This window comes from Arcobacter sp. CECT 8985, assembly GCF_004116495.1.
Lineage (GTDB): Bacteria > Campylobacterota > Campylobacteria > Campylobacterales > Arcobacteraceae > Malaciobacter.
In genome coordinates, this window is sequence record NZ_PDKC01000004.1 from 88,848 (window position 1) to 111,168 (window position 22,321).

22 protein-coding genes are annotated in these 22,321 nt (G+C 25.5%); 16 read left to right on the forward strand and 6 right to left on the reverse strand.

Features of this window, described 5'->3' with window-relative positions; all coding sequences use genetic code 11:
- Positions 1 to 38: 38 nt before the first annotated feature.
- On the forward strand, positions 39 to 878 hold the full coding sequence (locus CRU93_RS03490; RefSeq protein WP_129102824.1) for a prephenate dehydrogenase: 840 nt from the start codon (positions 39 to 41) through the stop codon (positions 876 to 878).
- 10 nt (positions 879 to 888) lie between these two features.
- On the opposite strand, the gene folP is transcribed toward CRU93_RS03490, so the two are convergent.
- The 5 genes from folP to CRU93_RS03515 are packed head-to-tail and all read right to left on the reverse strand — an operon-like array spanning position 889 to position 4,603.
- On the reverse strand, positions 889 to 1,689 hold the full coding sequence (gene folP / locus CRU93_RS03495) for a dihydropteroate synthase (protein WP_129102794.1): 801 nt from the start codon (positions 1,687 to 1,689) through the stop codon (positions 889 to 891).
- Positions 1,686 to 2,324 (reverse strand): DNA polymerase III subunit delta', encoded by a 639-nt coding sequence (locus CRU93_RS03500; RefSeq protein ID WP_129102795.1) that lies wholly within the window; start codon positions 2,322 to 2,324, stop codon positions 1,686 to 1,688. Before CRU93_RS03500 ends, folP begins: the two co-directional genes overlap by 4 nt.
- Positions 2,324 to 2,875 (reverse strand): HobA family DNA replication regulator, encoded by a 552-nt coding sequence (locus CRU93_RS03505; protein ID WP_129102796.1) that lies wholly within the window; start codon positions 2,873 to 2,875, stop codon positions 2,324 to 2,326. The genes CRU93_RS03500 and CRU93_RS03505 overlap by 1 nt, the downstream gene beginning before the upstream one ends.
- Before the next feature lie 2 nt (positions 2,876 to 2,877).
- Positions 2,878 to 4,089 (reverse strand): aspartate kinase, encoded by a 1,212-nt coding sequence (locus CRU93_RS03510; RefSeq protein ID WP_129102797.1) that lies wholly within the window; start codon positions 4,087 to 4,089, stop codon positions 2,878 to 2,880.
- A gap of 16 nt (positions 4,090 to 4,105) precedes the next feature.
- Positions 4,106 to 4,603, reverse strand: a complete 498-nt coding sequence (locus tag CRU93_RS03515; RefSeq protein ID WP_129102798.1) for an RNA pyrophosphohydrolase — start codon at positions 4,601 to 4,603, stop codon at positions 4,106 to 4,108.
- 55 nt (positions 4,604 to 4,658) lie between these two features.
- Between CRU93_RS03515 and hemW the strand changes: the two genes are divergently transcribed.
- From hemW to CRU93_RS03540, 5 genes are read left to right on the forward strand one after another with little or no spacing between them, the layout of a single operon-like run.
- The gene (hemW, locus tag CRU93_RS03520) at positions 4,659 to 5,723 is read left to right on the forward strand and encodes a radical SAM family heme chaperone HemW (protein ID WP_129102799.1); all 1,065 of its coding nucleotides are present in this window, start codon (positions 4,659 to 4,661) and stop codon (positions 5,721 to 5,723) included.
- Between the two features lie 42 nt (positions 5,724 to 5,765).
- Positions 5,766 to 6,602 carry a peptide chain release factor N(5)-glutamine methyltransferase gene (gene prmC / locus CRU93_RS03525; protein WP_129102800.1) on the forward strand — a complete coding sequence of 279 codons (837 nt, stop codon included), beginning with the start codon at positions 5,766 to 5,768 and terminating at the stop codon, positions 6,600 to 6,602.
- Positions 6,602 to 8,575, forward strand: coding sequence for a M3 family metallopeptidase (locus CRU93_RS03530; protein WP_164967609.1), 1,974 nt, complete (start codon positions 6,602 to 6,604; stop codon positions 8,573 to 8,575). Before prmC ends, CRU93_RS03530 begins: the two co-directional genes overlap by 1 nt.
- 53 nt (positions 8,576 to 8,628) lie before the next feature.
- Positions 8,629 to 9,102 carry a hypothetical protein gene (locus CRU93_RS03535; RefSeq protein WP_129102802.1) on the forward strand — a complete coding sequence of 158 codons (474 nt, stop codon included), beginning with the start codon at positions 8,629 to 8,631 and terminating at the stop codon, positions 9,100 to 9,102.
- Positions 9,103 to 9,114: 12 nt separating this feature from the next.
- Positions 9,115 to 9,387 (forward strand): hypothetical protein, encoded by a 273-nt coding sequence (locus CRU93_RS03540; RefSeq protein WP_129102803.1) that lies wholly within the window; start codon positions 9,115 to 9,117, stop codon positions 9,385 to 9,387.
- A gap of 9 nt (positions 9,388 to 9,396) precedes the next feature.
- On the opposite strand, the gene CRU93_RS03545 is transcribed toward CRU93_RS03540, so the two are convergent.
- Entirely contained in the window at positions 9,397 to 9,753 is a 357-nt protein-coding gene (locus CRU93_RS03545) for a sirohydrochlorin chelatase (protein ID WP_129102804.1), read from the reverse strand.
- Between the two features lie 302 nt (positions 9,754 to 10,055).
- Here CRU93_RS03545 and CRU93_RS03550 point away from each other — a divergent pair, with 302 nt between their 5' ends.
- The 10 genes from CRU93_RS03550 (at position 10,056) to tssK (ending at position 22,320) form a co-directional block, all read left to right on the forward strand.
- Positions 10,056 to 11,504, forward strand: a complete 1,449-nt coding sequence (locus CRU93_RS03550; RefSeq protein WP_129102805.1) for a TssA family type VI secretion system protein — start codon at positions 10,056 to 10,058, stop codon at positions 11,502 to 11,504.
- Positions 11,505 to 11,515: 11 nt separating this feature from the next.
- Positions 11,516 to 12,004 carry a type VI secretion system contractile sheath small subunit gene (gene tssB / locus CRU93_RS03555; protein ID WP_129102806.1) on the forward strand — a complete coding sequence of 163 codons (489 nt, stop codon included), beginning with the start codon at positions 11,516 to 11,518 and terminating at the stop codon, positions 12,002 to 12,004.
- Between the two features lie 11 nt (positions 12,005 to 12,015).
- Positions 12,016 to 13,494: a type VI secretion system contractile sheath large subunit gene (gene tssC, locus CRU93_RS03560; protein ID WP_129102807.1), complete on the forward strand. Its 1,479-nt coding sequence runs from the start codon at positions 12,016 to 12,018 to the stop codon at positions 13,492 to 13,494.
- A 3-nt stretch (positions 13,495 to 13,497) separates the two neighbouring features.
- Complete coding sequence (gene tssE / locus CRU93_RS03565; RefSeq protein WP_129102808.1) at positions 13,498 to 13,914, forward strand: type VI secretion system baseplate subunit TssE; 417 nt, start codon at positions 13,498 to 13,500, stop codon at positions 13,912 to 13,914.
- The gene (gene tssF / locus CRU93_RS03570) at positions 13,904 to 15,673 is read left to right on the forward strand and encodes a type VI secretion system baseplate subunit TssF (protein ID WP_129102809.1); all 1,770 of its coding nucleotides are present in this window, start codon (positions 13,904 to 13,906) and stop codon (positions 15,671 to 15,673) included. Before tssE ends, tssF begins: the two co-directional genes overlap by 11 nt.
- 7 nt (positions 15,674 to 15,680) lie before the next feature.
- A complete protein-coding gene (gene tssG / locus CRU93_RS03575) occupies positions 15,681 to 16,673 on the forward strand; it encodes a type VI secretion system baseplate subunit TssG (protein ID WP_129102810.1) in 993 nt (330 codons plus the stop codon).
- On the forward strand, positions 16,670 to 19,216 hold the full coding sequence (tssH, locus tag CRU93_RS03580) for a type VI secretion system ATPase TssH (protein ID WP_129102811.1): 2,547 nt from the start codon (positions 16,670 to 16,672) through the stop codon (positions 19,214 to 19,216). Before tssG ends, tssH begins: the two co-directional genes overlap by 4 nt.
- Positions 19,217 to 19,339: 123 nt before the next feature.
- Entirely contained in the window at positions 19,340 to 20,536 is a 1,197-nt protein-coding gene (locus CRU93_RS03585; RefSeq protein WP_129102812.1) for a type VI secretion system-associated FHA domain protein, read from the forward strand.
- A gap of 9 nt (positions 20,537 to 20,545) precedes the next feature.
- Positions 20,546 to 20,992 carry a type VI secretion system lipoprotein TssJ gene (gene tssJ / locus CRU93_RS03590; RefSeq protein WP_129102813.1) on the forward strand — a complete coding sequence of 149 codons (447 nt, stop codon included), beginning with the start codon at positions 20,546 to 20,548 and terminating at the stop codon, positions 20,990 to 20,992.
- Between the two features lie 2 nt (positions 20,993 to 20,994).
- Positions 20,995 to 22,320, forward strand: a complete 1,326-nt coding sequence (gene tssK / locus CRU93_RS03595; protein WP_129102814.1) for a type VI secretion system baseplate subunit TssK — start codon at positions 20,995 to 20,997, stop codon at positions 22,318 to 22,320.
- Position 22,321 lies beyond the last annotated feature (1 nt).

Here is a 22,321-nt window from a genome sequence, read left to right on the forward strand (position 1 = left end):
TCTTTAAGATATAATTGCATAAACAATTATTTTATGAGGTGAGAAAATTGAATATAGGTATAGTAGGTCTCGGATTAATGGGTGGTTCTTTAGCAAAAGCACTTAAAAAATATGGGATTGCAAAGAAAGTTTTTGGTTTTATAAACAGTGAAAAAAATAAAAAAGATGTATTAGAATTAAATCTAGTTGATGAAATTGTTGATTTAAATACTTTAAAAAAGCAATCTGATGTAATTATATTAGCAATTCCTGTAGATTCAATAATAAGTATGTTTCCATCATTGCTTGATATTGATAAAAAAACTACAATTATAGATATGGGTTCTACAAAAGAGTATATAGTAAAAAATATACCTGAACAAATAAGAGAAAATTTTATAGCTGCACATCCTATGACTGGAACAGAAAAATCTGGTCCAAAAGCTGCAATTGATGATTTATATGAAGGTAAATCAGTTGTTTTATGTAATTTAGAAGAAAATGAAAATATCCATGTAAATAAAGCATTACGAATTTTTCAAGGTATTGGTATGAGAATTGTAGTAATGAATGCAGATGAGCATGATAAACATGCTTGTTTTATGTCTCATTTACCACATGCAATCTCTTTTTCATTAGCAAATACAGTTATGTCTCATGAAGATCCAAAATCCATTATTGCATTAGCTGCTGGTGGTTTTAAAGATATGAGTAGGGTGGCAAAATCAAGTCCAATAATGTGGAGTAATATTTTTAAACAAAATAGAGAAAATTTATTAAATTCAATTGGCTTATTTGAAGAACATATGAAAAAAGTTAGAAAAATGGTTGAAGAAGAAAACTATGAAGAACTTGAAAAATGGATGGCAAAAGCCAATACTTTACATGAAATACTTTAAGGGATACAAATTATTGTATCTCTTTCATTGCTTCTAGAACTTTAATAGCTTGATAGTGTTCCTTTACATCATGGCATCTAATAATTGAAGCACCATTATTTATAGATTGAAGATGTATTGCAAGTGTTCCAGGAAGTCTTTGCTCAATAGTTGAAGGTACAATTTTATCAATCATTGATTTTCTACTTGCACCAATTAATAGTTCAAATCCTAAATCTTCAAAACTCTTTAGATTTTTTAATAGTTTCAAATTATGTTCTAATGTTTTTCCAAAACCAATTCCAACATCTAAGACTATATCTTTTACACCAAATTCTTGAGCTTTTGAAGCTTGGTGTTTCAAAAAATCTTTAACTTCTTTTATAACATCATTATATGTTGGATTTTCTTGCATTGATGTAGGATCTTTTTGCATATGCATAATTATTGCTGTTGCATTATATTCTGCACAAAGTTTAATTACTTCTTCATTTCTTAATCCCGTAATATCATTTACTATAGAAAATCCTTTATTTAAAACATAATCTATTACTAAAGGTTCATAAGAATCAATAGAGAATTTTGCTTTTTCATAAAGTTTTTGAGAATATATTGAATCAACGATATTTTTTACTCTTTGCAGTTCAATTTCTGGTTTTACAGCACAACTACCTGGTCTACTTGACACCGCACCAATATCAATTATTTGTGCACCATTTTCAATAAGATCTTCTATTCTTGAAATTGCTTCATATTCTTCAAATCTACTATTTTTAAAAAAAGAGTCTTCATTTGCATTTAAAATTCCCATAATTTTAGTTTTCGTATTCATTGTTTTTTCCTTTCACAAAGCACCAAAAATAGTGAAGTTAATACATTTATTGGTCTAGAATTTAAATCTAGTAGTTTAATTGAATTTGAAAAAATTTCAAGCTCTTTTTGAGTTAAATCAATATTTTGTTCAGTTGCTTTAAACAACATAGATTGAACAATTTGTTTACTCTCTTGTTTCGATATTTTTTGATTTTGTTTTAAAAAAGTATAAATATCTTTCAAATCCAATCTTTTTAAATCTAAATCTATAGATATAAGTTCTTCTGATTTTTTTAAATACTTATGTGGAATTCTAGAAAATATAGTAGGTAAAATTGTAGACTTAGTTGTTGTTACAATAATAAATAAAATATTTTTAGGAGGTTCTTCTAAAACTTTTAATAAAGAGTTTTGAGCTTCGGTTCTAAAAGTTTTTCCACACAGAATTATATATTTTTTATTATTTGAAGCAATATATGCTTCTTTTATAGCAGCATTAGCTTGTGCCAATAAAAATTCATCTTTATCTTCATTTTTTATAACTCTTGTTGAATGAGAAGGAAGAGTTGATAAAAGGAAAGAAAGAGTATCTTCTATACTATTTACTATTAATATAGTTGATGCTTCTATTTCTATGTCAGATAAATTTATCATTAATTTTCTACGTTTATCTCTGCAAATAATGCAGCACTTAATGTTTTATTATAAAGTCTAAACATTTGCAATAACTTCATATCTAAAGCTTCATCTTTACTTCTTAAATTAAAAGCATCTTGCATTTCTTCATCAAAAAGCCAAAGAAAAGAGTTTTTTGAAACTTTTGGAATAACTGCTCTAACATTTTGACTTCTACCAATATACCAAAAACAGTACCCATTAGGAAAAGATATATTTAACATATCTTTTACATAGTTTATATCATCTTCAGATTTTACATCATCAAGATATTTATAAAATCCTTTTGCATCATAAAAAGGTAAAAAAGGTCTATTTTGAGAAGGAGAATTTATATTTGTAAAAATATATTCTAAAAACCAATCTCTTTCTTTATCTGTAACTATAATTATAGAACAGCCTTTTTCCAAAATATTTACAATTGATTTAGATACTAATGGTGTCCATTCATACTTTTTTTCTTCCAACCAAGGAGATAATAATTTATCTTCCCTGATTATATCTACTGTCCAATTTAAAAATTCTTGCACTATTATTTGTCCAAATTATAAACTTCATGTAGAGCTCTTACAGCAAGTTCTGCATATTTTTCTAATATTATCATTGAAATTTTAATTTCACTTGTTGATATTATTCTTATATTGATATTCTCTTTTGCCAATGTTGCAAATGCTTTTGATGCTACACCCGTATGAGATTTCATACCAACACCAACTATAGATACTTTACAAATTTCATCACTATAATCAATTCTAACTGAATCTTCATTATTAAATTTTGACATAACTTTTTTACAAGCTTCAAAATCTGTAGTAGGGATAGTAAAATCTAAGTTAGTTTTACCATCAGATCCTTTTGTTTGAACTATCATATCTACATTTATGTTTTCATCTGCTAGTGATGTAAATATTGATGCTGCAATACCAGGTCTATCAGTAAGTCCATACAGCCCAACTCTAATTTGATTTCTATCTAAAGCAATACCGCTTACAATTGGTTTTTCCATTATGTTTTCTTCCTTAGTGATTAATGTTCCTTCAATTTCAGGCGTAAAACTACTTCTAGATACTAAATTAACATCTAGTTTTTTTGCCATTTCCACTGATCTATTTTGTAATACTTTAGCACCTAATGATGCAAGTTCTAACATCTCATCATAAGATATTTTATCTAATTTTTTAGCTTTTGGTTCAATTCTAGGATCTGTTGTATAAATACCATCAACATCTGTATATATTTCACATACATCAGCTTCAATTGCTCCTGCAATTGCTACAGCCGTTAAATCACTTCCACCTCTACCAAGTGTTGTAACTCTTCCTTCCTCTGTAACTCCTTGAAAACCAGCTACTACTATGATTTTCCCATCATTAATTGCATTTTTCATTGAAGTTGTATTAATTCCTTCAATTCTAGCTCTTGTGTGTGCAGTATCTGTCACTATTCCAGCTTCTCTACCACTCATTGAAGTCGCTTCGTAACCTTGGTCATTTAAAGCAATTGATAATAATGCAGAAGTTACTCTTTCTCCAGAACTTAAAAGCATATCCATCTCACATCTATTTGGATCTTTTGAAAAATGCTCTGCATACTCTATCAACTTGTTAGTTTCTCCACTCATTGCAGAAACTACTGCAATTACATCGTGACCTTCATCTTTTATTTTTTTTATAATATTTGCTACGTTTTGTATTCTTTCTAACGTACCAACACTTGTTCCACCAAATTTTAAAACTTTTAACATTTGTTTTTTAACCTTTTTAAATATAACCTTCTTTTCTAAAATGTTTCAAGACTTGTTTATAAACAGTTCTTTTAAAAAAAGTAATATAGTCATATATATTTTTTGTTGCTACAAATTTATATTCGCTAAACTCAGGTATTTCAGTATTAATATTGATTTTTGCACCTTTTTTTAGTTTAACTAAATAATATTTTTGTATTTGTCCATCATAAGGTTGCATTTTTTTTGCAATTGCAGGTGGGAAGTCATAACTGACCCATTCAGGATATTGTGCTATTATTTCAATTTGATTAGTTCCTATTTCTTCTTCTAACTCTCTGAATAAAGCCTGCTTTGATGTTTCTCCCTCATCAATTCCACCTTGTGGAAATTGCCAAGCATTATCAACATCTGTGCGTGAAGCAATAAAAACTTCACACTTTTCAGGATATTTTGCTGATAGTACTATTGCTGCAACATTTGGTCTGTAATTTTTACCATCTTTTGTAGGTATTATTTCATTTTTATCAGTCATAAATATATTTTCCCTTATAATTAGCCCAAAATTATAATTAAAATAGGATTAAAAGTTGCTTTTATATATACATATTCCTTTTTGCGATAGCAAATGTCACTACTGTGCATTTAATTCATATACTGATAAATTTCATTTGAAACATAACTATATGAAAGCATTAATTAAACAGTTAAAATTTGAACTAAATTATTTAAAAGATAATAATAAGAAGTTTGAAACAGTATTTATTGGTGGAGGAACTCCAAGTTCAGTTAAACATGAAGAGTATCAAGAAGTGTTTAGATTAATAAGCCCTTATTTAGAAAAAGATTGTGAAATTACTTCAGAAGCAAACCCAAATTCTGCTTCTGAAAAATGGTTAGAAGGAATGAAAAATTTAGGTGTAAATAGAATCAGTTTTGGAGTGCAAAGTTTTGATAATAATAAGTTAAAACTGTTAGGGCGTTCGCATAACAATAAAAGTGCTATAAGTGCTATACAAAAAGCAAATTGTATAGGTTTTAATGGTATTAACTGTGATATAATTTATGGTGTAGAAGGAGATACAATAAAGAGCCTTAAAAAGGATTTTGATATTGCATTTTCTCTTCCAATAACACATTTAAGTGCTTATAGTTTGACTATTGAAGAGGGTACAAAATTCTTCAATAAATCAGATGTAAAAATTGATGATGAAGAGTTATCATATGAGATTTTTGATTATATAAATAAATGTGGTTTTAAACAATATGAGATATCAAATTTTGCAAAAGAAAAAAAATTTCAATCAAAACATAATTTTGGCTATTGGGAGCATAAAGAGTATTTAGGAATTGGAGCTGGAGCAGTAGGATATAAAGATAAGCAAAGATATTATCCTTTAAAAAGTATTGAAGAGTATATAAAAACTCCTACTAAATATGAAATAGAAGAATTATCACAAGAAGATATTAAAGTTGAAAAGATATTATTAGGTTTTAGATGTAATAATGGTGTTGATTTATCGATATTTAATAACAATGAACTTAAAAAGGTAAATGAACTAATAAAAGATAGAAAATTAAATAAATTAAATAATAAAGTATTTAATCCCAATTTTTTACTTGCAGATGAATTGGCTTTATATATAATAGAGTAAAGATTAAATAAAATAAAATAAAATTACGAAGGCAAAAAGATATTGACAATAAAAGAGAGTGTAAAAAAATATTCAAGATTATTAAAAGATATAACACATATCCCAAATAAAGAAGTAGAGATTTTAATCTTACATATACTTCAAAAAAATGTAATATGGTTACATCTTAACTATAATGAAGAATTCAAAGAAGAAAAACTTCTAGAAAAATTAGTAAAAAAAAGAGCAACAAATTATCCTATGGAGTATATTACTAATAAAGCATCATTTTATGGTGAAATATTTGAAGTAGAAAAAAATGTACTTATTCCTAGGCCAGAAACTGAACTTTTAGTAGAAAAAGCAATAGAGATTTTAAAGAATATTGAAAATCCAAAAGTTTTAGAAATAGGAACTGGATCTGGAATAATATCAGTGATGATTGCAAAAGAGATTGAAAATATTAATATTATTGCAGTAGATATAAATGATGATGCATTAAATCTTGCTTTAAAAAATGCTAAAAAACATCAAGTAGAAGATAAAATTACTTTTATAAAAAGTGATTTATATCAAAATATTGATGAAAATTTTGTTTTTGATATGACAATTTCAAATCCACCATATATTGCAAATGACTATAAATTACCTTTAAATGTAGAGTTTGAACCTAAAAATGCATTATTTGGAGGGAAAGTGGGAGATGAGTTATTAAAAAAAATAATAGATCATACTTATAACAAAAAAATTACTTATTTATTATGTGAGATGGGATACGATCAAAGGAAACCTTTAGAAGAGTATTTTAAAAACTTTAAAGTTGAAAAATATGAATTTTATAAAGACTATTCAGATTTTGATAGAGGTTTTTCAATTAAATTTAAAAAGGAGAATAAATAATGTTTGAAACATTTAACATTGAAGATTTAGAAAATAGTAAATCTATATTAGAAGAAAAAATAAAACAAAGTAAAAGCACAATTGATAAGTTATTAAAAATCAAGAATAAAACATATGAAAATTTTGTAATGCCTTATCAAGAAGTAGGGGAGAGATTAAATGAGTTTATTACACCAATCTTTCATATTGACTCAGTAAAGAATTCAAATACAACTCAAAATGTTTTAGAAGAGTGCCTTCCACTTATCTCAATTTATGAAACTGAGTTATCACAAGATGATAATATTTATAGATCTTTAAAAGATATACAAGATAAGAGTTATACATCATTAAGTATTACACAAAAGAAAGTTCTTGAAAATGAGATAAGAGACTTTGAATTAAGTGGATGTCACTTAGATGTTGATAAAAAAGATAAATTAAAACAGTTAAATTTAAAACTAAGTGAACTATCTCAAAAGTTTTCTCAAAACTTATTAGATGCAACAAATAAATATGAAATGGTTTGTGAAGATTTTGAAGATGTTAAAGAATTACCAAAATCAGATAGAGAATTAGCATCATTTGAAGAAGATGGTAAAACTAAATATAAATTTACTTTACAAATGCCATCATATTTAGCTTATATTACTTACGGTTCTAATAGAGAAAAACGAGAAGAGATATATAAAGCATATTGTACAAGAGCTCCTGAAAATAGTGAAGTTATTAATGAAATATTAAAATTAAAAGATCAAAAAGTAAAACTTTTAGGTTTTAATTGTTATGCACAGTATTCATTAACTCGAAAAATGGCAAAAAATGAAGCTGAAGTTGTATCATTTTTAGAAGAGTTAGCTAGTAAAGGTAAACAAAAAGCAAAAGAAGAACTACAAGAAGTTGCACAACTAGCAGTTAAAGATGGAATAACTGATATTAAAAGTTTTGATTTGGGTTACTATAGTGAGAAACTAAAAAAAGCTAAATATGATTTAGATCAAGAGTATTATCGACCTTATTTTGAACAATCATCTGTATTAAAAGGGTTCTTTTCTTTTTTAAATGAAGTATTTAAAGTTGAGTTTGTTGATGTAACAGAACATACAACAACATGGGATGAAAAAGTAAAAGTATTTAATTTAAAAGAAGATGGTAATGTTACTGCAAGAATATATCTTGATTTAGAATCAAGAAAGAGTAAAAGAGGTGGAGCTTGGATGAATAATTGGCATACTCACTATATTGATGCAGCAAAAAAAGAGCACTTGCCAACTGCTTTTATTGTATGTAACTTTCCACCATCAAAAGATAACACACCTTCTTTATTAAGACATGATGATGTTGTTACATTATTCCATGAAATGGGACATGCATTACATCACTTATTAAGTAAAGTTGATGAACCTTATGTTAGTGGAATTTCAGGAGTTGCGTGGGATGTAGTAGAATTTCCTTCTCAATTTTTAGAATATTTTGCTTATGCTAAAGATGTATTAAAGATTTTTGCTAAGCATTATGAAACTGGTGAAGTATTAGATGATGAAGCAATTGAAAGATTAATTAATGCAAGAAATTTCCAATCATCTTTATCTATGATAAGACAAGTTGAATTTGCACTGTTTGATTTTAAACTACATCAAAAGTTATACAATTCTTCAGAAGAAGTACAAAACTTACTAGATTCAATTAGACAAGATTTTAGTCCAATTATTCCTCCTTCATATAATAAATTCCAAAATGGATTTTCACATATTTTTGCAGGAGGTTATGCAGCAGGCTATTACTCATATAAATGGGCGGAAGTTCTAAGTGCAGATGCATTTTATATGTTTATTGACTCGGGTAATCTATTTAACAAATCGTTAGCGTTAAAATATAAAGAAAATATTTTACAAAAAGGTGGGTCTTCAAATATGGATGAATTGTTTTTCAATTTTGCACAAAGAGAGCCAAGTGTTGATTCTTTATTAAAAATTGATGGAATTATTAGCTAACTTTTGTAATAATTAGGTTTTTAATAACTAAACCTAAAGAGGATTTAATAAATATGACAAATCAAGAAACTATTACAAAGCTTAATGAAGCGCTAAATACATTAATTAAAGCATATGAAGAATTACAAAATGAGAATACATTATTAGAGCAAAATATTAAGGATTTAGAAGAAGATAAGAAAAACTTAGAAGCAAAAGTTAAAAATCTTGAAGATACAAAAAGAAATTTAGAAGATAATGTTAATGAATTAAATGATTCAACAGAAAAACAAAATAATAACATTAATTCTATGTTAGGAAAAATTGAAAGTCTACTTGGAAATAAGAAATCTGATTCACTTTCAAATATAAATCTAAAAGATAAAAAGAATAACTCTTCATCAAGTAATAGTGGTGGAGGAAGTCTAAGTGAGATATTGGAAGAAGAACTTGAGAATAGTTCCTCGGCTGAATTTAGTGAAGGAAGCAATGATAATAAAATTGATTTAAATAGAATGGCTTCATTATTAAATGGATTTAACAACTAATATAGAAGAATAATGACAAAACAAGTTAATAAAGATATTTTATTTAACACATTTGGTGTGACAAACTTTTTATCATTAGAAGAGGCTATTAATACTATGCCTCCTTCTATTGTAGAATATCATTTAGATAGTATTGATGATGAACAAAGTAATATATATCTAAACAAAAAAGATATAGAAAAATCTTTATACTTTGGGGAGTATAGTATCTATCAAGATTATGATGAAAATGTATTTTTAGAAGTTGAAATAAAAGAAGAGGAATTAACAACTAGTTTTTGGTAATAATTCAATTTATACACAAGATAAAATCAAATTAATAATACCATTGTTAGCCCCTAAGTGTGGAAGTAATTCAAAATCAATGTCTTTATATTTATTCTTTAAATAATTAACTTCTTTTGGAATATCATCTTTTACATGTTTGCCTTCTGCTAAGAAATAGGGTAATAATGTAATTTTCTTAGAACCTAATAATATCTGTTTTTTTACACTATCTTCTATACTTGGTTCTGTAAGTTCTAAAAAAGAATATCCAATATTTAAATTTTTACTATTATTTTGCTCTTTGAGCTTTTTTACTAATCTTATTACTTCTTTATTTGAACTTTCTAAACGACTGCCATGTGCTATTAATATTAATGAATTCATTTATTACCTAACTTTTTTATATATTCTATTTAAATAAGATATATTTTAGTAGATTATTTTTGTTATTTTATAAAAATTTCAAAATTTATTTTTAAAATTAATAATAATTTAATTTACTAATTATTGCTTAAATACTCTAAAATAGAACATTTTATTATTAAATGATAAAATAAATAATAAATTTATATATTTAAAAATAATATTTTTATAAATTTATTTAAGATAAATTAAATATCTTCTAGATACAATTTTGCAATTTTTTCTAAATAAACAGTTGAACTATATAAATAAAGGTTAAAATATTGCAAAATTCTATTTTAGATATAATCAATAAAAATTCTATTGTAGGTGAAGATTTTAAATATAATGATCTATTTTTATTAATAGAACAAGAAATAGATAAAAGACATAGTGCTACATTTGATGGTTCTACTGATTGGGAATTTGTTCTTAACCAATCATATGAAATATTAAGTACAAAAAGTAAAGATTTAAAAATTGCTACTTGGTGGCTTTATTCAATTTGGAAAAATGAATCATTTTCGGGATTAGAAAAAAATATAGATTTTTATATTAGATTTATTGAGACTTTTAATACAAATTTATATCCAAAATCAAAAAAAGCAAAAGAAAATATTGTTTTATGGTTTGAAGAGACAATAACAGATGAGTTACTTCAAAAAGATTTTGAATTATATGTAAATAATATAAATTTTTTAAAGTATTTAAATCAATTAAATAATGCATATAATAATGTTTTAGATAATAATGTACAATATTTTAAAAAACTTATAAAAAAATTAACAATTAAAATAGAAGAAGAGAAATCAAAAGAACAATTATTAGAAAAGATAGTTGATTCTACTTCAAATAATATTACTACAAATGATGATATTAATGATTCTAATATTGCATTAAATTTAACAAACTTAAAAAAGCTTGCTTCTAATATCTCAATTTTTAATAGAAGTAAGAATGAATTTGATTTAAAAGCAATAAAAATCACAAGATTTTTATCTTGGCTAGAAGTTGATGAGCTTCCTGTCAATGAAAACTTAGTTACTCCCTTAAATCCCCCATCTGTTATAGAAGTGGATGAATTAAGACAATTATTTAATGAATCAAAATTTAAAGAGGCCTTTATTTTATGTGAAGAAATTATAGAAATGTGTCCATTTTGGCTTGATGGTCATTACTATAGTTTTAAAATATTAAATAATTTAAATGAAATATATCTTGCAAATGAGGTAAAAAATCAGTTTATTGCATATATTAAGACAAATGAAGGTTTAGTAAATCTTTACTTTAATGACAATATACCTTTTGCATCATCAAAAACAAAATCATGGATAAATAAACAGTTACAAAATATTGTAGCTCAAAACAGTGATCAAAATGATGATGAGTTTGATATAGATGAAATTACAGATTTAAAGGAAGCAATGAAAGAAATAGAAAAAAGATATAGAGATACAAATAATTACAAAGATAAGTTTTTATTAAGAGTTAAACACTTAGAAATTGCAATTAATTTTAATAAAGATGAAATATCTTTAGCCATATTTGATGAACTTGAGAAATATATAAAAAAATATAATTTAATTGAATGGAATCCTGCCATTGTATCAAAAGTATATTTTTTGATTTTAAGTTCTTTTAATAGTGTACAAATAAAAAGAGAAAAAATAGAGAAGATGTATTCAATTTTATGCAAAATTGATATAGATAAAGCACTTAAATTAAATATTTAATAGGAGAATAAATGAATAAACAATCTGAATCACCAAAAGAAAGAATTAATGTTACATATAAACCAGCAACTGGAGATATGACAGAAGAGATAGAGATTCCATATAAAGTTACTTTATTAGGTGAATATAACCCAAATGAAGAAAAAAAACCAATTGAAGATAGAAAAGCAATCAAAGTTGACAAAAATAATTTCAATGATGTTTTAAAAGCACAAAATTTATCTGTGACTTTTAATGTTGATAATAAATTAGTTGAAGAAGAGGATTCTTCTTTGAATGTTGATTTAAAAATTAATAGTATCAAAGATTTTTCTCCAGAAAAAATAGTAGAAAATATCCCTGAAATGAAAATATTAATGCAACTAAGACAATCTTTAATGGCATTAAAAGGTCCTTTAGGAAATGTTCCTGCTTTTAGAAAAGCAATTGAAGATGCAATTTCTAATAAAGATGAAAGAGATAAGTTAATGAATGAATTAAACTTAAGTGTTAAAGAATAAAAGGAGTATATATGTCAACTGAAGCAATTTCAAATAGTGAAATATCAGATATTGAACAACTAAGTTTATTAGATAATATAGTTGCACAAACTAGTCTAAATAGAGAAGATGATAGTTATAATGTGGTGAAAACAGGTGTTGGTGCACTAGTTGAAGAACTAATTAAGTCAGATAATGAAGAAGAAAAAGTAAACAAATCTATAATTGATAAAATGATTGCAGAAATTGATGAAAAAATTTCTAAACAAATGGATGAAATTTTACATCATGAACAATTTCAATCATTAGAATCAAAATGGAGAGGTCTTTATATGTTAGTTGAAAGAACTGACTTTAGACAAAATATTTTAATGGAATTTATAAATGTTTCAAAAGAAGATTTGATTGAAGATTTTGAAGATAGTTTAGATATTACAAAAAGTGGTTTATATAAACATGTATACACATCAGGATATGGGCAATTTGGTGGTGAACCAGTAGGTACTATTATTGCTGATTATGAATTGGCTCCTTCAAATATGGATATTAAGTTTTTAAATAAAGTTGCATCAATTGCAGCAATGAGTCACGCACCATTTATTAGTGCAGCAGGTCCAAAGTTTTTTGGTTTAGAAAGTTTTGAAGGACTTCCTGATTTAAAAGATATTGAAGATGTTATGACTTCGCCACAATTTGCAGCATGGAAAGGTTTTAGAAAAAATGAAGATTCAAGATATGTAGGTTTAACTCTTCCAAGATTTCTCTTAAGACCGCCATATGATCCTGAAGATAATCCAATATCAAACTTTGTATATAAAGAAGATGTATCTAAAAGCCATGAAAATTATTTATGGGGAAATACAGTTTATGCATTTGCAAGTAAATTAACTGATAGTTTTGCAAACTATAGATGGTGTACAAATATCATTGGTCCAAAATCTGGTGGTGAAGTAAGGGATTTACCAGTTCATACATTTGAAAGTATGGGTGATATTGAAATGAAAATTCCTACTGAAGTTTTAGTATCAGATAGAAGAGAATATGAATTATCAGAACAAGGTTTTATTCCATTAATTATGAGAAAAGGAAGTAACACTGCAGCCTTTTTTGCAGCAAGTTCAGCTCAAGAACCTAAATTATTTGCAAATACTCCTGAAGGTAATGAAGCACAATTAAATTATAAATTAGGAACACAATTACCTTATTTATTTGCTATTACTAGAATGTCACATTATATAAAAGTACTACAAAGAGAATATATAGGTGCATGGAGAGAAAGATCTGATTTAGAAAGAGAATTAAATAAATGGGCTAAACAATATGTTGCTAATCAAGAAAATCCAAGTGCAGAAATAAGAAGTAGAAGACCATTTAAAGATATTGCAATTGATGTTGAAGATATCCCTGATGATCCAGGTTGGTATAAAGTAAAAATTTCTTTAAGACCACATTTTAAATATATGGGTGCAAATTTTGAGTTATCTTTAGTTGGAAAACTAGATAAAGAGTAAATTATGTATAAGGGGAGTCTATTTGAAAGATTATCATCAAGTTTTGATGATAAGGAATATGAAACAACACAAGAAGCAATGTATGCTTCAATTGCTAATAATTTATCTAGAATATTCTCCTCAAATGCAGGTAGTGCTGAGATTGCTAAAGACTACGGAAAAATTGATTTAAATAATATCAATTTAAGTATGAAAGACTCTATTGAATTAATAGAGAAAAATTCTGAAGATACTATAAAAAAATATGAACCTAGGCTTTATAAAACTAAAGTAGGGGTTTCAAGGGAAAATTTATCTTTTAATGAAATGACTATTTTTATTGAAGGATATTTAGTAGTAAAAGGGAAAAGTAAAAAAGTTAGTTTTAGAGCAAATCTATTAAAAAATGGAAAGGTAAAAGTTTATACAGATGACATATAATGACTATTACAAAAAAGAACTTACATCTTTAAGATATGAAGGTGCAGAATTTTCTAAGAAAAATCCTGGATTATCTAGTTATTTATCTAAAGAGGGTCAAGACCCAGATGTAGAGCGATTACTTGAAGGATTCTCTTTTTTAACTGGTAGATTAAAACAACAACTTAATTACGAATTACCTGAAGTATCACATACTTTGGTGCAACTTTTATGGCCAAATTATATAAGACCAATACCTTCATACTCTATTATTAAATATGAAGCATTAAAAGATTCCACTGAAAATGTATTAGTTAGTAAAAATACAGAGGTACTAAGTAAAACTATAAATAACACACAATGTAGATTTAGAACTTCATATGATTTAACTGTTATGCCTTTTGAATTAGAAAAAGTGAGCTATTTTACATATAGTAAAAAAAGTGAATTAGAACTTACTTTTCAAATGACTACAACAGGAACATTAAATGATATTACATTTGATAAATTAAGATTATATCTAGGTGGTTCTAAGTTTATTGCACAAGATTTATACTTATTTTTAATTAACTATGTACAAAAAATTGAAGTATCTATTAACTCAAATGAGAAAAAAGAGTTAGTTTCTACTCAAATACCAAAAGATTCCATAAAACCAGTAGGATTTGATAATCAAGATTTATTACCTTACTCTTTAAATGTTTTTGATGGATATAAACTATTACAAGAGTACTTTTGTTTTAAAGATAAATTCCTATTTATTGATATAAATAACCTTTTTAATATCAATTATTTATCAAATAAAATTTTAGAAAAAAGTAGATCTTTTACAATAAAAATAGACCTTGATAAAAAAATCACTCAATCAGAAACACCAACAATTGAGAACTTTTATTTATATGCAACTCCTATAATTAATATTTTTGAAACTGATTCTATTCCAATTAGAAAAACAAGTTATGAAGATGAATATTTAGTTGTTCCATCAAATATTGATAAAGATAATTGTGAAGTTTTTTCTATTGAAAATGTAAGAGGATGGGTAAATAAAAAAGGTAGATATGAAGATTATTTACCTTTTGAATCTTTTGAACACAATTTTTTAAAAAATGAATATTATTCATCTAAAGTAAAGCTTTCAAGTGATGAATCAAGAACAAATACTTATTTAAGATTTGCTAATTCAACAGGTAGTGAAGAAGATTTAGAAAAAACTAATGCAACAGTTTCAGTAAAGATACTTTGTACAAATAAAAACTTACCTTCATCTTTACTTTTAGGAGATATAAGTACTGCAAATCCTTTATCAAATAGTGCAAATTTAAATTTTGAAAATATAACTATTCCTACTCAAAGTTACCCACCTCCAGTTTCTGGTGATTTTTTATGGAGAGTTATTTCTAATATGTCTTTAAATTATCTTTCACTTGAAGATATAAAATCTCTTAGAACGATTATTGAAACATATGATTTTTTTGGTTTTTACGACATTAAACAAAGAGAAAAAACTTCAATGCAATTAAATGGTATTGAATCTATAAGTTACCAAACAGAAGAGATGATTGATAGAGGAATGCCTATTCGAGGTAATCATATTAAATTAAAAATTGATCCATTCAATTTTTCAAGTATTGGTGAAGCGTATATTTTTTGTTCAGTTTTAAATGAATTTTTTTCTTTATATAGTAATATCAACTCTTTTCATAAACTAAGTGTAGATATGGATAATGAAGATAACTTTGAATGGCCAATAAAGCTTGGTTCTCAAACACTAATATAGGTAAAAAATGGATATTAATCTTATTAATGAAACACTAAATGAAAATATTTCAAAATATACATTACCTCAAATAATAAGGGTAGTTTGTGCCTATTTAAAAAAATATTATATTAATAAATCAAGCCAAGAATTATATGAAATTATTAGATTTAAATCAAACCCTAGTTTATCATTTCAAAAATCAGAAATTGCAAAAGTAGAGTTTTTTGAAGATAAAAAATTAAAAGTTGAAATTACGTTAAATTTTCTAAGTATTTTTGGTAGTGCATCTCCTATGCCTTCACATTACAGTGAGATGGTTTTAGATAGTTTAGATAGTGATCAAGTTTTATATGATTTTCTTAACTTATTCAATCACCATCTACAAAAATTTGTATATCCAATATGGCAAAATCATAGATATTATATTCAATATAAAAATGATTTAAGTGATAGATTTTCTAAATATATATTCTCTTTTTTAGGGTTGTATTCAAACCGATTAGAAAACAATAGTTCATTGGATTTAAAAAAACTTCTTCCCTATCTTGGTGTTTTATGTATGAAGCATAAATCAGCAGGAACATTAAAATCTATAATACGACATTATTTAGGACACTTTGATTTAGAAATAATTCAATGTATAAAAGATAAATATACTATTCCAAGTTGGCAATATTGCAAACTTGGAGATAAAAATAGTAATTTAAATTCATCTTTTTTAATAGGAGAATCTGTAGAAAGTAGAAATATAAAGTTTCAGATTTTATTAAAAGATGTAACAAATCAACAACTTATAGATTATAGTATTTTAGGTGAAAAGATGAAAGAGTTAGAAGAGTTAATCTCTTTTTCTTTAAATGAACCATTGAAACATGAAGTATGTTTTGAAATTAAAAAAGAACAAAAAAACTGTTTATCTTTATCAAATACACAAAAACAGTTTTTAGGAATAAATAGTTGGATTGGGCAATCTTTTTATGATGAAAAAATTGTCATTGCACAAAAAGGAGTAAGATGAAATTAGAACTTAAAAATTTAGTAAATAGTTTAGATGAAATAACAAAAAGATATATCGAAGAAGCTGCTCAAAGATGTATTATTAGAGGAGGCAATGAGATATTAGTTGAAGATCTATTATATGTGCTTTTAGAAAATAAAAAAAGCCTATTTTACGCAATGATTTCACAATATAATATAGATGAACAAAAATTATATACAGTTTTACAAAAAGAGATTAAAATCACTAATAAAACTGAAACAAATAGCCCAATTTTTTCTATTAATTTAGTAAGTTGGCTAGAAGATGCATACTCTTATACTAGGTTAATATTAGATATGTCTCATATAACTGAAACTTCTTTAATCTTATCGATGTTTGAAAATGCAATAAAATATAGTAATACAAAATATTTTCAAATATTAAAAGATATTGATAAAGTTGAATTAAAAGAACTTCTATTTGGTTTAAACGAAAAGGCAGTTGAAAACCAAACAAAAAATCATGCTAATATTACAACTAAAAATCTTGAACTTGATAAATACACTACAGACTTAACTGAACTTGCAAAAGACAATAAAATAGATCCTGTTTTATGTAGAGATAGTGAAATAAAACAAGCAGTTGATATTTTATTAAGAAGAAGAAAAAATAATCCTATATTAGTGGGAGAAGCAGGTGTTGGTAAAACAGCTGTAGTTGAAGGATTAGCACTTAAAATTATCAATAATGAAGTACCAAATGAATTAAAAAATGCTCAAATTCTATCTTTAGATGTGGCTGCTTTACAAGCAGGTGCTAGTGTAAAAGGGGAATTTGAAAGAAGATTACAAACTGTAATTACACAAATAAAACAGATTAATAAATTTGTAATACTTTTCATAGATGAAGCTCATACTCTTATTGGTGCAGGAGGAAATGAAGGAGGTTCAGATGCTGCAAACCTTCTTAAACCAGCACTTGCAAGAGGGGAATTAAAAACTATTGCTGCAACAACATGGTTAGAATATAGAAAATATTTTGAAAAAGATCCTGCATTATCAAGAAGATTTCAAAAAATAAATTTATTAGAACCAACAATAGAAGAGGCAATTACAATTTTAAGAGGTTTAGCTAATAAATATGAAGAAGTACATAATGTTTATATTGAAGATGATGCATTAAAAGCAGCAGCAAATTTTTCTGCAAAATATATATCTGGAAGACAATTACCAGACAAAGCAATAGATGTATTAGATACAGCTTGTGCAAATGTAAAGATTAGTCAATCTAATACACCATATGAACTTCAATTAATAAATACAAAAATTATAGAAAAAAATAGAGAAATTGAGTTTTTACAAAGAGATGATAAAAATAAAATCAAAGATAATAAAAAGACAATTAAACAACTAAAAATTGAACTTTCAACACTTCAAAAACAAAAAAGTAACATTGAAAAAGAGTGGGAAAAACAAACGGATGTATTAACTAAAATAAAAGAATGTACTGATGAAAAAGAATTATGTAAACTAAAAAAGAGATTAAAAGAGTTACAAAAAGAGAATTTGTATGTTTTTAATAGTGTTAATAAAGAACAAGTTGCAAAAGTAGTCTCTTCTTGGACAGGAATCCCATTGGGAAGCATGATTGAAGAACAAGTGAAATCTATTTATGAATTAGAAGATAATATTAAATCAAAAGTTATTGGTCAAGATCAAGCAATTTCATATTTAAATACATTTTTACAAATAAGTGCAGCAGGATTAAAAAAAGAAGAATCACCAAATGGGGTATTCTTACTTGTAGGTCCAAGTGGAGTTGGTAAAACAGAAACAGCAAGAGCAGTTGCACAGTTTTTGTATGGAGGAGAAAGATTTATTACAACAATTAACATGACAGAATTTCAAGAAAAACACACTGTATCAAGACTAATAGGATCACCTCCTGGATATGTGGGATATGGTGAAGGTGGACAATTAACTGATCCTGTAAGAGTAAAACCATATTCAGTTGTTTTATTAGATGAAATAGAAAAAGCACATCCTGACATATTAAATCTTTTTTATCAAATTTTTGACAAAGGTGAAGTTAATGATGGTGAAGGTAGAGTAATTGATTTTAAAAATACTACTATTATTATGACATCAAATTTAGCAACAGATGAAATTACTCATTATCATCAAAATAATAAAAATATCTGTTTAGAAGAGTTGACAAAACAGATAACTCCAATATTGCAAGATTATTTAAAACCGGCATTATTAGGAAGAATGAATGTTATTCCTTATTTAAATTTAGACAAAGAGTCACTAATAAACATAACAAAACATAAATTTGAAATAACAAAAAAACAACTTCTAAAAAAAGAAATAGAACTAAATATTAATGAAAATATAGTTGATTATATAGTTTCATTATCAAATAGTTTACATACTGGTGCTAGAAATATCGATTTGATTATAAACACAAATATTATGCCAAAATTATCAAAACATATATTAGATGCCACATTAAATAAACAAAATCTAAAAACTATTAACTTAGATATAGATTTACAAACAAATGAAATAATTGTCAAATAAGGAGAGATAAATGAAAAAAAGTTTTCTAATTGTTTTTTTTATATTTTTATTTTCTGGTTGTGCAAGTTTTCAAGAGACTTATAAACCTTTATATCAAGCAAAACCTCAAATAGAGGATCTAAGATGAAACTTATACTTGATATAATTAAGCACCCTCAAGAAAAAATTTTAAAAAGAAATTTTCATTTTAATAAACAAAATAGTAATGTAGGTAGAGATGAAAGTTTAGATAATAGATTAATTGATAGTAAAAATATCATTTCTAGTAATCATTTTAACATACACTACAAAAACAATACTTATTATATTGAAGATGTAAGTACTAATGGTACTTTTTTAAAGCATCCTTTTAAAAGATTGGTTAAAAATTCTTTAAATGAAATCAATGAATCTGATATTTTTATTGTAGGGGAATATGAACTACAAGCTAGATATATTAAAGAAGAATATTCATCTTTTGATAATTCAGATAATGAAAAAGAACAGTTAATTCCAGATGATTTTTTATTAGATGATAATGAAATTATGAATTCTTCTATTTATGAAGAAGATAATATATATGAAGAACCTTCAAATAGTGTTTTAGATATGTTTGAAGAAGATACAAAAGAGACTGTAATTGAAACAATATATGATGAAGATGAACAATCACATGATGATATATTAGATAACCATATTGATGTGGATACATATAAACACGAAGAAAATAAACAAGTAGAATTAGACACCAAACAAAATGAAACTTCTAACTTTGATATAACTAATATTTTGGCTTCAAAATTAGGTATTGAGTTTGAAGAATTATCTTTAGAGGAAAAACAAAAAGTTACAAATGAAATATGTGATATTGTAATTAATAGCCTTGAAGGATTAAAGCATTCTTTACTAATAAAAGAAAAAATAACAAAGGATTTGAAAGTAGATGAGCATAAACTTCATATAAATGAAAATCCTGTAAAAATGGGACAGTTAGCTCTTAATATTATAGATATAAATGACAATCAGAAATTAAATCTTTCTGATGCTATTTCAAAATCTTTTAAAGAATTAAATACTCATAATATTGCGCTTCATAGGACTTCAAAAAACTTAGTTCATATTGCAGCAAACAAATTTTCACCTAAAAACTTAGAATATTATTTTGAAAAAAATAATGAAATTAAAACTTTATTACCTAAAAAACATCAATTATGGAATTGTTATATAAATATGTTTAATAACTTTGATAAAGATAAGACACAAGCACAAAATATGATTATGGATGATTTTGTAGATGAGTACAAAAATATCTTATATACAATAAAACTTACATCGGTATAAGGAGTAAAAATGAGAATAAAAGCAGTACTTATAATACTATTATTACTAATATTTACAGGATGTTCAACTAAACCAACACATCTTGAGTTAGTAGTAACTTCAAAAAAGGATTTAAACCCTGATTTAGATGATATTTCTTCACCTTTAATGCTTACTTTTTACGAATTAAAATCAGCTGAAAAATTTATGAAGTATGACTATTGGACTTTATTAAAAAATGGAGGCAAAAAACTAGGTGATGATTTAATTTCTCAAACAAAACATGTAATAACACCTTTGCAAGAGCAAACATATAAAATTGTATTTGATAAAGATACTAGATTTTTAGGAGTTATTGGAAATTTTAGGAAATTAGACAACAATAAAAAATGGAAATATGTAATTAATTTAGAAAAAGACAAATACAACTATATTGAACTAGAAGTAAAAGACTTTAAAATAAAAAGAGTGGATTAAAAATGGAAAATAAAATAGTATGGAAAGAGGGGTTATTTATTAGACCTCAGCATTTTCAACAAAATGATAGATATTATGATTATGAATTTAAAACTCGAACAATTGAAAGTAGGGCTAATAATTGGGGACTTTTCAAATTAGATATTGATGAGAATCTTTTAAATACAGGTAAAATATTAATAAAAAATGCAAGTGGTATATTTCCAGATGGTACATTGTTTAATATCTCAGTTAAAGATACTCAATTAGTAATAGATATTAAAGCATCTGATGTGGGTAAATATATATATTTAACTCTACCAATTTATACTCAGCACAGTGATGATATACACTTTGAAGAACAGAATAGTTTAAATACAAGATATAAAGCAGCTATTATAAAAGATATCCCAAATATAAATGCAGGAGAAATTAGTAAAAGTGATTTAGTTGTAGCTAAACATAATTTTAAACTTCAATTTGAAGAGGATATTAATGGTGGATTACAAAAATTAAAAATAGCAAAAATAAGTAATGTATCAACTTCTGAAAATATAACTTTAGATGATACATTTGAGCCTACATTTTTACATTTAGATTCATGCAATTTTTTAATTTCACAAATAAAAGAATTAGCTGCAATGATAAATTATCGATGTGAAAAACTTGCTGATAAGATAAGTGACAATACCCTACAATCAACTGAATTAGGGCATTATTTAATGCTTCAATTATTAAATAAAGCATATGCAAGAATTGATTTTTATTTATCTCAAGAAAAAATCCATCCTGACAATCTATTTTTGGAATTATCTTCTTTATCATCAGAATTAGCTGTTTTTATGAAAAAAGATAGAAGAGACACTCAATTAGTTAAATATAATCATTATGAACAAAATGAGAGTTTTAATTTAATAATTTCAAAAATAAAAGATATGTTAAGTATGGTATTAGATCAAAATAGTTTCTCTTTAAATATAGAAAAGAAAAAATATGGTATTCATATAATTCCAATAAAAGATAAAAAAATATTAGAAAACTCATCTTTCATATTTGCTGTTAGTGCAGATGTTCCGACTTCAAAATTAAAAGAGACATTAACTACAGGTTTAAAAATAGGAACTATAGAAACTATTAAAAACCTTGTAAACTTTCATCTTGTTGGCTTTAAGTTAAAATCACTTCCTTTAGCCCCAAAAGAGATTCCATATAAAGTAAACCATTTATATTTTAAAATAGAATTAACAAAAGAAAACAGAGAAGAGCTTACAAAGTCAGCTGGTTTTGCATTTCATTTATCAACAAAAATTGAAAATATTTCATATTCACTTTGGGTAATAAAAGAGTAAA

Excerpts from the sequence above, each read along its gene's own strand:
- folP (WP_129102794.1), bottom strand. The coding sequence starts at position 1,689 with ATGAATACGAAAACTAAAATTATGGGAATTTTAAATGCAAATGAAGAC.
- CRU93_RS03500 (WP_129102795.1), bottom strand. The coding sequence starts at position 2,324 with ATGATAAATTTATCTGACATAGAAATAGAAGCATCAACTATATTAATA.
- CRU93_RS03510 (WP_129102797.1), bottom strand. The coding sequence starts at position 4,089 with ATGTTAAAAGTTTTAAAATTTGGTGGAACAAGTGTTGGTACGTTAGAA.
- CRU93_RS03515 (WP_129102798.1), bottom strand. The coding sequence starts at position 4,603 with ATGACTGATAAAAATGAAATAATACCTACAAAAGATGGTAAAAATTAC.
- CRU93_RS03530 (WP_164967609.1), top strand. The coding sequence starts at position 6,602 with ATGTTTGAAACATTTAACATTGAAGATTTAGAAAATAGTAAATCTATA.
- CRU93_RS03535 (WP_129102802.1), top strand. The coding sequence starts at position 8,629 with ATGACAAATCAAGAAACTATTACAAAGCTTAATGAAGCGCTAAATACA.
- CRU93_RS03540 (WP_129102803.1), top strand. The coding sequence starts at position 9,115 with ATGACAAAACAAGTTAATAAAGATATTTTATTTAACACATTTGGTGTG.
- CRU93_RS03545 (WP_129102804.1), bottom strand. The coding sequence starts at position 9,753 with ATGAATTCATTAATATTAATAGCACATGGCAGTCGTTTAGAAAGTTCA.
- tssB (WP_129102806.1), top strand. The coding sequence starts at position 11,516 with ATGAATAAACAATCTGAATCACCAAAAGAAAGAATTAATGTTACATAT.
- tssC (WP_129102807.1), top strand. The coding sequence starts at position 12,016 with ATGTCAACTGAAGCAATTTCAAATAGTGAAATATCAGATATTGAACAA.
- tssE (WP_129102808.1), top strand. The coding sequence starts at position 13,498 with ATGTATAAGGGGAGTCTATTTGAAAGATTATCATCAAGTTTTGATGAT.
- tssF (WP_129102809.1), top strand. The coding sequence starts at position 13,904 with ATGACATATAATGACTATTACAAAAAAGAACTTACATCTTTAAGATAT.
- tssG (WP_129102810.1), top strand. The coding sequence starts at position 15,681 with ATGGATATTAATCTTATTAATGAAACACTAAATGAAAATATTTCAAAA.
- tssH (WP_129102811.1), top strand. The coding sequence starts at position 16,670 with ATGAAATTAGAACTTAAAAATTTAGTAAATAGTTTAGATGAAATAACA.
- CRU93_RS03585 (WP_129102812.1), top strand. The coding sequence starts at position 19,340 with ATGAAACTTATACTTGATATAATTAAGCACCCTCAAGAAAAAATTTTA.
- tssJ (WP_129102813.1), top strand. The coding sequence starts at position 20,546 with ATGAGAATAAAAGCAGTACTTATAATACTATTATTACTAATATTTACA.
- tssK (WP_129102814.1), top strand. The coding sequence starts at position 20,995 with ATGGAAAATAAAATAGTATGGAAAGAGGGGTTATTTATTAGACCTCAG.